Here is an 11,151-nt window from a genome sequence, read left to right as displayed (position 1 = left end):
TCGGGTCGTCGTGCAGCACCGGGCCGCAATTATTTTCGCCGGGGATGTCGTCGGCGCTCAGCACCGCGATCACGCCGGGCGCGTTTCTGACCGCGTCGAGATCTATCGACACGATCCGCGCATGCGCATGGCGCGACAGGCCGAGCGCCGCGTGCAGCGTGCCGTGCAGCTCGGCGATATCGTCGGTGTAAGTCGCTTCGCCGCTCACGTGCAGCGCGGCGGATTCGTGCGGTAGCGGCACGCCGATCGACGCGTCGTCGCGATGCTCGGCACGCTCACCCGCGCGTTCGATAAAGGCATCGGTGCGGTTCATCACGGCGACTCCTTCGCGACGGTTGCGTCGGGCTCGAACGCGAACGCGTTGACGTCGCACAGCGCGAGCGGCGCGTCGTCGCGCGTTTCGAGGTAGAAGCGCCACAGCAGATTGCGCGCGACCTTCAGCCGATACGCGCTCGACGCGCGCATGTCGGTGAGCGGCTGGTAATCGGCGGCGAGCGCGTCCATCGCGCGGCGGGCCGTCTCATCGTTCCACGCCGCGCCGTCGAGCACGGCTTCGGCATGCGCGGCGCGCTTCGGTGTCGCCGCCATGCCGCCGAACGCGACGCGGGCCGCGCGGATCGTGCCGTCTTGCGCGACGTGCAACGCAAACGCCGCGCACACCGCCGAGATGTCCTGGTCGTAACGCTTCGCCACCTTATAGGTGCGAAACCGCAGTGCGCCGGCCGGACGCGGCACGCGCAGCGCGCTGACGAATTCACCGGCCGCGAGCGCGGTCTTCTGATAGCCGAGGTAGAACGCATCGAGCGGCAGCGTGCGGGTCGTGCGATCGCGGCGCAGCTCGACCTCGGCGCCGAGCGCGAGCAGTGCCGGCATCGAATCGCCGATCGGCGAGCCGTTCGCGACGTTGCCACCGAGCGTGCCCGCATTGCGGATCGGCAGCGATGCGAAGCGGGTCCATAGTTCGGCGAGCTCGGGATAGTCGGCGGTGAGCGCCGCGTACGCGTCTTCGAGCGAGACCGCCGCGCCGATGGTCAGCGTTTGCGCGTCGCGCGCGATCGTTTTCAACTCGGCGACGTTGCCGATGTACAGCAGGTCGCCGAGATCGCGAAACTGCTTGGTGACCCACAAGCCGACGTCGGTGCTGCCCGCGACGATGCGCGCGTCCGGATGCTGCGCGCGCAGCGTCGCGAACGCGTCGGGCGTGAGCGGGGCGTGGAAGGTGGGTGAGCCGAATGTGGCGCCACGGCTGTCGGGCGCGCTGTATTCGAACGTGTCTTTGCGTTGCAGCGTGCGCAGCGTGGCGGCGATCGCATCGCGATCGAGCGAGACGCGCGGATGCTGCGCGTAGTCGAACATCTTCTGCGCGGCATCGATGATCGGCCGGTAGCCGGTGCAGCGGCACAGATTGCCGGACAGCGCGGCGTCGATTTCGTCGCGGGTCGGCAGGCCGGCGCTGGCGGGCTGGTTTTCGTAGAGCGCCCACATCGACATCACGAAGCCGGGCGTGCAGAAGCCGCATTGCGAACCGTGACAGTCGACTAGCGCCTGCTGCACCGGATGCAGCGCGCCGTTCGCGGCGCGCAGGTCTTCGACGGTGAAGAGGGCGCGGCCGTCGAGCGTCGGCAGGAACTGGATGCAGGCGTTGATCGCCTTCAGCGCGAGTTCGCCGCGCGCGTCGAGTTCGCCGATCACGACCGTGCACGCGCCGCAGTCGCCTTCCGCGCAGCCTTCCTTGGTGCCGGTGCAGCGTAAGTCCTCGCGCAGGTGCTGCAGCACGGTGCGCGTCGCCGGAACGCCCGCGACCTCGCGGACGGACCCCTGGTGATAGAAGCGGATGGTTTGCGTTGTCATGGCGAATCGGAAGACAGTGCGGACCGGGCGCGCGTTACGCATGGGGTCGCAAAAGCCGGCCTCGCGCACGTAGATCGCCATCCATACCCGAAGATAGCACTACGCCGGCCCGAAAATATTTCCCGCGTCGCATGAAGCTCATGCGGCGGCGATCATGATCCTGGTACGATTCGCGCGGCAGCGAGAAGTTGCGCGCGCGGGGCGGCGGGCGACCACAATGGTGCGCGATCGGTGAACATCACGCAGAAAAAAACGCCGGACTTCGGTGGCCCGAGCATGGGCGACACGAAGTCCGGCGTCATTGGCAATGCGGATCGGTCGTCAGGACACCCGATGGCGATTGCGCACCAGGCTCAGCATCAGCGCGGCGAACGCGACGATAAACGCGACCCCCGACCACATCGGCAGCGTGAGCCCGAGAATCGGCGGATACGCGGTTTCGCACAGGCCCGCCACCTTGAACACGCTCGGCAGCCAGTGGGCGGGCGGCAGGCTGTCGACGATCGGCTGCAGCGCGTCGAAGCCGCAGCTGAAGCCAGGATTCGCCTGGATATACACGTGGCGCGCGGCGGTGGCGATGCCGGCGAGCGCCGACAGCGCAGCCATCACTTCGAGCAGGCGCACGCCGCGCCAGTTCTTGAAGCGCGCGCCGAGGAACGCGAAGATCGCGATCAGCAGAAAGAAATAGCGCTGGATGATGCACAGCGGGCACGGGTCTTCGCGCAGGCCGAACTGCAGGTACAGCGCACCGCCTACGAGGGCGAGACAGATCAGGCCGAGCAGATTCAGCAGGGTGCGCTCGCGGCGCAGCATCGCGGAGTCGTTAGTCATGGATCTTCGATTGGTCTGGAGACGATAGAGCGGGTGCCGGCGATTCTAGCGCGAACGCCTTTCGCGCCGCTTATCGCCTGACGTTTGCCGCGCTTTAACGGATCGCGTTCAACACCGCCTCGGCCGCGCGGCCGATTGCGAGCAGCGCGTCGTCGGCGTGCGGCGCGCCCGCCAGCATCAGGCCGACCGGCGCGTCGCCGCGCAGATGGCACGGCAGCGACAGCGCGCAGCTATCGAGGAAGTTGAACGCGCTCGGGTTGCGCAGGATCAGCGCGTTAGTGTGGCCGAACGTGTCGTCGTCGTGCAGCAGGTCGGCGAGGCGTGGCGGCACGACCGGCACTGCGGGCGCGACGACCGCATCGAAACGCTGCCACAGCGTGCGCGCGGCTTCGTCGAGCATCGCGGCGCGCTCGGCGAGCAGGTCCAGATAGTCGACCGCGGTGGCCGGCTGTCCTTTCATGATGCGCACGAGCACGCGCGGGTCGTACTGCTCGCGATGCTTGTCGAGCAGCGTGCGATGCCACGCATACGCCTCGATCGGCGAAAAGCCGAAGCGGTTGATTTCCGGCAGGCGGTCGAGCGGGGCGAAGCGTACCTCGCTGACGATCGCGCCAGCCGCCTCCAGATGCTTGAGCGCGGTATCGATCGCGCGCGCGACTTCGGGCTCGACGCCGTCGGTCACGAAATTGGTCAGCACGCCGAGGCGCACGCCTTCGAGCGACCGCGCGGCCGGGATGCGCGGCTCGAGCCCGGCGAGCATCCGGTCGACCAGCGCGCAGCAGGCGACCGATACGCCGATCGGTCCGAACGAATCGAGCGTCGACGACAGCGGCACGCCGCCTTGCTTCGGGATGCGCGCGGCGGTCGGCTTGAAGCCGGTCAGCCCGCACAGCGCGGCCGGAATGCGGATCGAGCCGCCGGTGTCGGTGCCGAGCGCGACCGCGGCCATCCCGTCGGCGACCGACGCCGCCGCGCCCGACGACGAGCCGCCCGAAACCCGCTCGTCGCCCTTCACCCCGCGCCGGTACGGCGACAACGGATGGCCGTAGTGCGGATTCAGTCCGAGCCCGGAAAACGCGAACTCGCTCATGTTGGTGCGCCCGACGATCACCGCGCCGGCCCGCTTCAGCCGCGCAACCGCGACCGCGTCGGCTTTCGCGGGTGGCGCATCGGCGAGCACGACCGAACCCGCGCGGGTCCGCTGGCCTTCGATGTCGAACAGGTCCTTGACCGATACCGGAATCCCGGCGAGCGGCGACAGCACGGTGCCGGCCGCGCGCAGGCGGTCGTGCGCGTCGGCGGCGGCGCGCGCGGCATCGGCGTCGACGTGCATGAAGACGGCGGCGCCCTGGCCGGCAGGATCGGCGATTCGCTCGAGCGCGGTTTCGACGAGCGCACGGCTGGTGGTGCGGCCGGCGGCGAGATCGGCGGCGAGCTGGGCAAGCGGCGGGAACGGGGGGAAGTCAGTGGCCATGATGTCGGTAGAGATCCGGTTGAGCGCGGCTCGGGCGCGTGAGCGGGGCGGTGTCGAGCCAACGGAAAGGTCCGTCCGCATTGTAGAGCAAGGTTTTGCGGCCGAGCGGCCTGCTAGGGCCGGCGCGGCGCGCGAATTCGCCAAAAACATCGCCGGCCCGTTTGTTACACTGCGCCTTCCGAGATTACCGTTTGTAAGGAAAGCGCTCATGCACCATGGCATTGGCTTCATCCAGGATCTGGCCGTCGTGATGGCGCTGGCGGGCGTCGTCACCGTGCTGTTCCATCGCCTGAAGCAGCCGGTGGTGCTCGGCTATATCGTGGCCGGCGTGATCATCGGACCGTACACGCCGCCGTTCCAGCTGATCCATGACGAACAGACGATTCAGACGCTCGGCGAGCTGGGCGTCGTGTTCCTGATGTTTTCGCTGGGCCTCGAATTCAGCCTGCGCAAGCTGTTCAAGGTCGGCGCGACCGCGATCGTCGCCGCGCTGTCCGAGATCGTGCTGATGCTGTGGATCGGCTACGCGATCGGCAATGCATTCGGCTGGAGCCCGATGGATTCGCTGTTCCTCGGCGCAATCCTCGCGATCTCGTCGACGACGATCATCGTGAAGGCACTGTCCGACCTCGGACTTAAACGCGAAAGCTTCGCCCAACTCGTGTTCGGCATTCTGATCGTCGAGGACATTCTCGGCATCGCGATGCTCGTGCTGCTGACCGGCATCGCGCAGACCGGGCAGTTGTCGGCCGGGCTCGCGGCCGTCACGCTCGGCAAGCTGCTGCTGTTCATGACGGTGTCGCTGCTGGTCGGCGTGCTGCTCGTGCCGCGCGCGCTGAACTACGTCGCGCGCACCGGCAGCAGCGAGATGATGCTGGTGTCCGTGCTCGGCTTCTGCTTCGGCTTCTGTCTGCTGGTCGTCAAGCTCGATTACAGCATCGCGCTCGGCGCGTTTCTGATCGGCGCGATCATGGCGGAGTCGCGCCATCTGCATCGGATCGAGCATCTGATCGCGCCGCTGCGCGACGCGTTTTCCGCGATCTTCTTCGTGACGATCGGACTGATGCTGAACCCGGCCGTGATACTCGACTATGGATGGCCGATCGCCGTGATCACGCTCGCGGTGATCGTCGGCAAGATCGTGTCGTGCGGGCTCGGCGCGTTTCTGTCGGGGCAGGACGGGCGCACGTCGATGCGCGTCGGCATGACCGTGTCGCAGATCGGCGAGTTCTCGTTCATCATCGCGACGCTCGGCTTGACGTTGAAGGTGACGAGCGGGTTTCTGTATCCGATCGCGGTCGCCGTGTCGGCGTTGACCACGCTGACGACACCCTATCTGATCCGCGTCGCCGATCCGCTGACGCGTCGCATCGCCAACGCGATGCCCGCCACCTTATCCAACGCGTTCGGCATGTACGGGCAATGGCTGCGCAGTTTGATCGCGGCGCGCGGCGAGCCGACGCTGATCAGCATGACGCGGCGCATCGTATTGCAGATCGCGGTGAATCTCGCGCTCGTCGCGGCGATTTTCCTCGTCGTGTCGTATAGCGCGCCGCATAGCGGCCGGCTGCTCGCGCACTGGCTCGACGAGGAGCCCTTGCAACGCGTCGTGCAGTGGAGTGTCGCGCTGCTGGTGTCGCTGCCGTTCCTCGTGGCCGTGTATCGCAAGACCAAGTCGCTCGCGCTGCTGCTCGCCGAAGTCAGCGTGCAGCAGACTACCGCAGGGCGCTTCACCAGCGCGTTGCGTCACGCGATCGCCGATCTCGTGCCGATTGTGTCGATGATCGGCGTGTTTCTGCTGGTGGCGGCGTTGTCTGGCAGCATCCTGCCGCCGACGGGCCTGCTCGTCGCGGTGCTCGTGTGCGCCGCGCTGCTGCTCACGCTCGTGTGGCGATGGTGCGTGAAGATTCACGCGTCGATGCAGATCGCGTTGCGGGAGACTTTCGACGAGCGGCCAGACCCTTGATTCAGAGGGTTTGTGTAAGGCCTCGCAACAATGTGAGTAATTGTTTGCGGGTTTGCCGGGCCTGCTGCACTGACGGATAATCAGGGCATATTCATTCGTTCGCGCGGAAGGCGCCCGTCCGACAGTCATGAGCGACAAACCCGAAAACGCCGGCACGACCGGCAGTCCACAGCCGAGCTCGCCCGCGCCGAGCGGCACGCCGGCGGCACCGGCCCCCTCGCTTCCTCCGTCGCATGAAGATGCCACCCAGTCGGCCGCCAAAGATACGAGCCCGGCCGCCGAGGAGGCGACCGCGCGGTCGTCGACCGACGATCCGATCAGCGCATCGTCAGTCACTCGCGAAGATCCGCGCACGGCGCGGCTGCGCGACGCGGTGGAGGCACGCAGCGCCGCCGCCGAATCGACCGCGCGCCAGGAAGCCGCGGTGCACGAGCGCGAAGCGCGGCGCGCCGGTAAGCATGCCGGCGGCGCGACCCCGGTGAAACCCGAGCCAGCCGTCAAACCGACGCCAGCCGCCGGCGCGCCCCGAGTGGGTGGCGGCCTCAGCGCCGCGGACGTCGCCACCGACGGCGAAATCGCCACCGAGGAAGCCGCCGCGCCCGCGGCGCGGGCGCCCGGCTCGCCGCCGCCCGGATTCGGCGCGGCACCCGATTTCAGCGCCACCAATCCGCCGCCGCCCAATGCGCTTCCGCCGTCGCCGCCGCGTTATCTGAAGCAGAGCGATTCGGCGTGGAGTGTGTTCGGCCGTATCATCGCGGCGCGCGCGCGGCAGCTGTTCGATCGCGCGGGACAGCGGATCACGCAGCGCACGCTGCGCATCGGCGTGTCGGCGCGCATCTTCCACCCGGAACCGGGCGCGAAGGGCTTGCGCGGCAAGACGCTGCAGTATCTGGAGGAGTCGATCGCGCACTGGGTGATGTCGCGCGACGTGCTGGTGTTCATGATCCCGACCGTCGGTCATCAGGGCATGCTGCACCCGAGCAACATCCGTCTGCGCGACTACGCGAAGCATCTCGACGGCCTGCTGCTGCAAGGCGGCGCCGACGTGTCGCCGCAGACCTATGCGGAAACTGCGACGAGCCACGAATGGCCCGGTGACCGCGTGCGCGACATGTACGAGCTCGAACTGCTGCACGAGTTCGTCGAATCGGGCAAGCCGGTGCTCGGCGTGTGCCGCGGTTGCCAACTGATCAACGTCGCGTTCGGCGGCACGCTGTATCAGGACATCGCGACCGATGTGCCTACCGCGAACGCCCACGTCAACGAGAACTACGATCAGCACCGGCACGGCGTGCATTTTCCCGATGGCTCGACGCTGCTGAACATGTTCCCCGGCCGCCGCGACGCGATCGTCAACTCGATCCACCATCAGGCGGTGAAGACGCTGGGCCGCGATCTGAATATCGAGGCGGTGTCGGCGTCGGACGGCATCATCGAGGCCGTGCGCTATCGGCGCGCGCCGTTCGTGATGGGTGTGCAGTGGCATCCGGAGTTTCATCGCGCGGGCGGGCCGGAGCTGCTCGATTGCACGCCGCTGCTCGATACGTTCCTGCGGGTCGCGCGGGAGACGCGGTTTTAAGCAGGGCGGGTTCGCGTTGGCCCGACGGGGCCATCCCATCCATCTGACGCACTGCCACGCTATGTGGCAGGCGGCGATCATTGCGCGAATTGTTCCGGGATTTCGGTGACGCGTCTCTGCGATATGTGATTCATCCACTCGGTGCTGTCCGCCGGCCGATTGTTCGACACGGTGGAGCGCGGCAGCGTCGCGGCGTCGCGTGAAGACATCATCGCCAAGGTCGTCACATCAGCGTATTCGTCCTCGCCGAACCGGGTTCGAACGCGCGCTTCATGCGATGACTCATTCGCGGCATGGCGATTTACCGAAAGCGGATGCGTTTGTGCGTGAAGCGCACGACGTGCACGATGCGCAGGTGACGAGTGAATCGCATCACGCGGCGTGCGCACATGTCGCGTGGTGGTGCGCTCAGGCAATGCCGCTATGCGCGCGGGGGCGGCGGCCACGTCGACAGGTAATGGTGGAAGCAAAGGCGCCGCTGTGACGGCCTCGGCAATCACCGGCGCATCACGACGCGGCATCAAAGCTTGCGCCGACTTCAGCATGCCAGATGCGATGTGCTGCGGCGGCAGAGGCTGATCGACGATCCACCACACTAGCGCCGCGACACAGCCGATTACCCCGGCACTCGCCGCGACCGTACGTCGATTCCACACTGAGCGCCGCTGCGCGATTCGCGGCGAGCGGGCCTTGAGCGCAATACGCATTGGACCCTGAGGCACCTTCCGTTGCATAGCGGGACGCGCCACCGTCGCCGTATGCGCCGCTTCCGCGGCGTGCTGCGTGGCGTCCGCGACAGGCGCCTCGGCCGGACGTTTCACGCCGCTCAGCGCGCCGTCGATCGACACCCTCTGCCCATACGACAGCAACGGCTGATCCCTGATGCAGACGGTGCGCAGCAGCGCGGCATACAGCGAATCGAATCCGGCTCGCCAGCACTGAGTGTCCGGCAGCAACGCCCAATCGCGGCCGAACGATTCGGACAGTTGATTGAGCGGACGGAGAGGGGGAAGGGCGAATGCGCCTTCGATCGAGGTGAGCGGCGTGCTGGTCATCGGTTTCTTCCGGTGCCTCGTGACAAGGACGACCGGTGAGGCAGTGACGGAATCTGTATGGGACCGATGAAGCCATCGGCGACAGAAAATCGTGCCTCGAAACTACCTTGTCCAACCTTCAGATGACTCCGAAAACGGGGACATCACTGGCTGCACGCACACTCGACTTCGATGCTCAGGGCTTCAACCGGTACACGTAGCGCAGCGCCGTGATATCGACGCCGCCCATATGGTCGGGCTCTGCGCCGACCAACTGCCAGCCGTGCCGCTCGTAAAAGCCGATCGCCGCCGTATTGCCCTCGAGCACGTACAGATATAGCTGGGCCTCGCCTTGCGCGCGGGTCCAGTCAACGGCTGCGTGCATCAGCGTTTTGCCGACGCCAATGCCCTGATAACCGGGCAGTGCATGCAGGTTGTCGAGCAGCACGCCCCATGCGGACTCGGGCTGTCGCTCGACACACACGAAGCCGATCGGCTCGCCGGCCAACTCGGCGATCAGCACGATGCGGCGCTCGCTGCCCGGCGCGCCGAGACGCGCTTCCCAATAGGCGGCGCGCTCGCGCGTGACTTCGCCATCGAGGAACGCGTCGGGCAACAGACCGCGATAGGTCGCCTGCCAGCTGGCGCTGTGGATCGACGCGATCAGCGCGGCGTCCTCGAGCGTGGCGGGGCGCAGGGAAAGAGCAGGGGTGGTTTGCATCGGAGTAGTCAACTGAATGGCCTCGCGCGGACAGTCTACCGCCGCCCGCCGGAGTCGCGCGTAAGCAAACTGTATGCGTTTCGCGTCGACCTTATCAGCAGTAACATTACGTGGCATCGGCCCCGCATCAAGCTCAGCGTTTACCCTCATCCCGGATGAACGCCGTGGGCAGCAGAATGCGGCGCCCCCGGGCGCGCTTCGCAAATCGATAACCGCGTGTCCGCCTGCGGGATCCGCTTGCCAATCGCAGTGGATCGTTCCAACTGCCCGCTCGTCACCGTCCGCGTCGATCCGTGCGACTGGGCGGCGGGCCTCTCCGAGACCGTCATGTCTACCGCGACCCACGCCGCTTCCAAAACCGAAGAATCCAAGGTCAAGACAGTGTTCCGCGTCGTCAGCGGCAACTTTCTTGAGATGTACGACTTCATGGTCTACGGCTATTACGCTTCCGCGATCGCCAAGACCTACTTCCCGAGCGGCAGCGATTTCGCGTCGCTGATGCTGTCGCTGTCCGTGTTCGGCGCGGGCTTCCTGATGCGTCCACTCGGTGCGATCGTGCTCGGCGCCTACATCGACCATCACGGCCGTCGCAAAGGCCTGATCCTCACGCTGAGCCTGATGGCGCTCGGCACGCTGACGGTCGCGACGATACCGGGCTACGCGACCATCGGGCTCGTGGCGCCCGTGCTCGTGCTGTTCGGGCGACTGCTGCAAGGTTTCTCGGCTGGCGCCGAGCTCGGCGGCGTGTCGGTGTATCTGTCGGAGATCGCGACGAAGGGCAACAAGGGCTTTTATTGCTCGTGGCAGTCGGGCAGCCAGCAGGTCGCGGTGGTATTCGCCGCGCTGATCGGCGTGATGCTCAACAAGATTCTGCCCGCCGACCAGATGTTCGCGTGGGGCTGGCGCGTGCCGTTCCTGATCGGCTGTCTGATCGTGCCGTTCCTGTTCATCATCCGCCGCTCGCTGCAGGAGACCGAGGAGTTCGCGGCGCGCAAGCATCGTCCGGGCATGGGCGAGATCCTGAAGTCGATGGCCGCGAACTATTCCGTAGTGCTGGGCGGCATGGGCATGGTCGTCATGACGACCGTGTCGTTTTACATGATCACGGCTTATACGCCGACTTTTGGCAAGGAGGTGCTGAAGCTGACGGCGATCGACGCACTGGTCGTCACCGTCTGCGTCGGTATCTCGAATCTGATCTGGCTGCCGGTGTCCGGCGCGTTGTCGGATCGCATCGGCCGCCGTCCGGTGCTGCTTGCGTTCACGATCCTGACGATCCTCACCGCGTATCCGGCGCTGCAATGGCTCGTCGCCGAACCGTCGTTCGCGCGTCTGTTGGTCGTGCAGCTGTGGCTGTCGTTCCTGTACGGCAGCTACAACGGCGCGATGGTCGTCGCGCTGACCGAAGTGATGCCGGTCGAAGTGCGGACCGCCGGCTTCTCGCTCGCGTACAGTCTCGCGACGACGATCGGCGGCTTCACGCCGGCCATCGCCACGCTGCTGATCCACGTGACCAACAACAAGGCGGCGCCGGGCCTGGTTCTAGGCGTGGCGGCGATCTGCGGTCTGCTCGCGACGCTGTTCCTGTATCGCACGCCGGAGTCGCGCAATCAGTATCGGGCGGCCTGACGGGTTCGCTTCGTGTTCTGAGAACAGAAAACCCCGCGAAAGCGGGGTTTTCTGTTTTTGCTGGCG

Annotated in this window: 8 protein-coding genes and 1 pseudogene; 3 read left to right on the top strand and 6 right to left on the bottom strand. The window is 66.5% G+C overall.

The genetic code is table 11. The features are described from left to right. The 4 genes and pseudogenes from AB3X89_RS31770 to AB3X89_RS31755 all read right to left on the bottom strand — a co-directional run. A pseudogene (locus AB3X89_RS31770) lies at window positions 1-313 on the bottom strand (xanthine dehydrogenase molybdopterin binding subunit); the annotation flags it as partial. Further along, on the bottom strand, window positions 313-1,851 hold the full coding sequence (xdhA, locus tag AB3X89_RS31765; protein WP_368586801.1) for a xanthine dehydrogenase small subunit: 1,539 nt from the start codon (window positions 1,849-1,851) through the stop codon (window positions 313-315). The pseudogene AB3X89_RS31770 and the gene xdhA, both read right to left, overlap by 1 nt. A 321-nt stretch (window positions 1,852-2,172) precedes the next feature. Further along, entirely contained in the window at window positions 2,173-2,682 is a 510-nt protein-coding gene (locus tag AB3X89_RS31760; protein WP_368586800.1) for a disulfide bond formation protein B, read from the bottom strand. 94 nt (window positions 2,683-2,776) lie between these two features. Further along, window positions 2,777-4,156: an amidase gene (locus AB3X89_RS31755; RefSeq protein WP_368586799.1), complete on the bottom strand. Its 1,380-nt coding sequence runs from the start codon at window positions 4,154-4,156 to the stop codon at window positions 2,777-2,779. A 208-nt stretch (window positions 4,157-4,364) separates the two neighbouring features. On the opposite strand from AB3X89_RS31755, the gene AB3X89_RS31750 reads away from it, so the two are divergent. Together AB3X89_RS31750 and AB3X89_RS31745 are read left to right on the top strand one after the other, a co-directional pair. Further along, window positions 4,365-6,122, top strand: coding sequence for a cation:proton antiporter (locus tag AB3X89_RS31750; RefSeq protein WP_368586798.1), 1,758 nt, complete (start codon window positions 4,365-4,367; stop codon window positions 6,120-6,122). Window positions 6,123-6,249: 127 nt separating this feature from the next. Beyond that, the gene (locus tag AB3X89_RS31745) at window positions 6,250-7,701 is read left to right on the top strand and encodes a gamma-glutamyl-gamma-aminobutyrate hydrolase family protein (RefSeq protein ID WP_368586797.1); all 1,452 of its coding nucleotides are present in this window, start codon (window positions 6,250-6,252) and stop codon (window positions 7,699-7,701) included. Between the two features lie 77 nt (window positions 7,702-7,778). On the opposite strand, the gene AB3X89_RS31740 is transcribed toward AB3X89_RS31745, so the two are convergent. Then, the gene (locus AB3X89_RS31740) at window positions 7,779-8,756 is read right to left on the bottom strand and encodes a hypothetical protein (protein ID WP_368586796.1); all 978 of its coding nucleotides are present in this window, start codon (window positions 8,754-8,756) and stop codon (window positions 7,779-7,781) included. 175 nt (window positions 8,757-8,931) lie between these two features. Then, window positions 8,932-9,456, bottom strand: coding sequence for an N-acetyltransferase family protein (locus AB3X89_RS31735; protein ID WP_368586795.1), 525 nt, complete (start codon window positions 9,454-9,456; stop codon window positions 8,932-8,934). Window positions 9,457-9,783: 327 nt separating this feature from the next. Here AB3X89_RS31735 and AB3X89_RS31730 point away from each other — a divergent pair, with 327 nt between their 5' ends. Then, window positions 9,784-11,085 carry an MFS transporter gene (locus tag AB3X89_RS31730; protein ID WP_368586794.1) on the top strand — a complete coding sequence of 434 codons (1,302 nt, stop codon included), beginning with the start codon at window positions 9,784-9,786 and terminating at the stop codon, window positions 11,083-11,085. The last annotated feature ends 66 nt before the right edge of the window (window positions 11,086-11,151 follow it).

Origin of the sequence: Paraburkholderia sp. BR14320, from assembly GCF_040948665.1 — a bacterium.
Lineage (GTDB): Bacteria > Pseudomonadota > Gammaproteobacteria > Burkholderiales > Burkholderiaceae > Paraburkholderia > Paraburkholderia youngii.
Note: the sequence above shows the minus strand (reverse complement) of the source record. Positions and strands in the feature narration are given on the sequence as shown.

What these genes read in the sequence shown, in the direction of transcription:
- xdhA (WP_368586801.1), bottom strand. Translation starts at nt 1,851, where the DNA reads ATGACAACGCAAACCATCCGCTTCTATCACCAGGGGTCCGTCCGCGAG.
- AB3X89_RS31760 (WP_368586800.1), bottom strand. Translation starts at nt 2,682, where the DNA reads ATGACTAACGACTCCGCGATGCTGCGCCGCGAGCGCACCCTGCTGAAT.
- AB3X89_RS31755 (WP_368586799.1), bottom strand. Translation starts at nt 4,156, where the DNA reads ATGGCCACTGACTTCCCCCCGTTCCCGCCGCTTGCCCAGCTCGCCGCC.
- AB3X89_RS31750 (WP_368586798.1), top strand. Translation starts at nt 4,365, where the DNA reads ATGCACCATGGCATTGGCTTCATCCAGGATCTGGCCGTCGTGATGGCG.
- AB3X89_RS31745 (WP_368586797.1), top strand. Translation starts at nt 6,250, where the DNA reads ATGAGCGACAAACCCGAAAACGCCGGCACGACCGGCAGTCCACAGCCG.
- AB3X89_RS31740 (WP_368586796.1), bottom strand. Translation starts at nt 8,756, where the DNA reads ATGACCAGCACGCCGCTCACCTCGATCGAAGGCGCATTCGCCCTTCCC.
- AB3X89_RS31735 (WP_368586795.1), bottom strand. Translation starts at nt 9,456, where the DNA reads ATGCAAACCACCCCTGCTCTTTCCCTGCGCCCCGCCACGCTCGAGGAC.
- AB3X89_RS31730 (WP_368586794.1), top strand. Translation starts at nt 9,784, where the DNA reads ATGTCTACCGCGACCCACGCCGCTTCCAAAACCGAAGAATCCAAGGTC.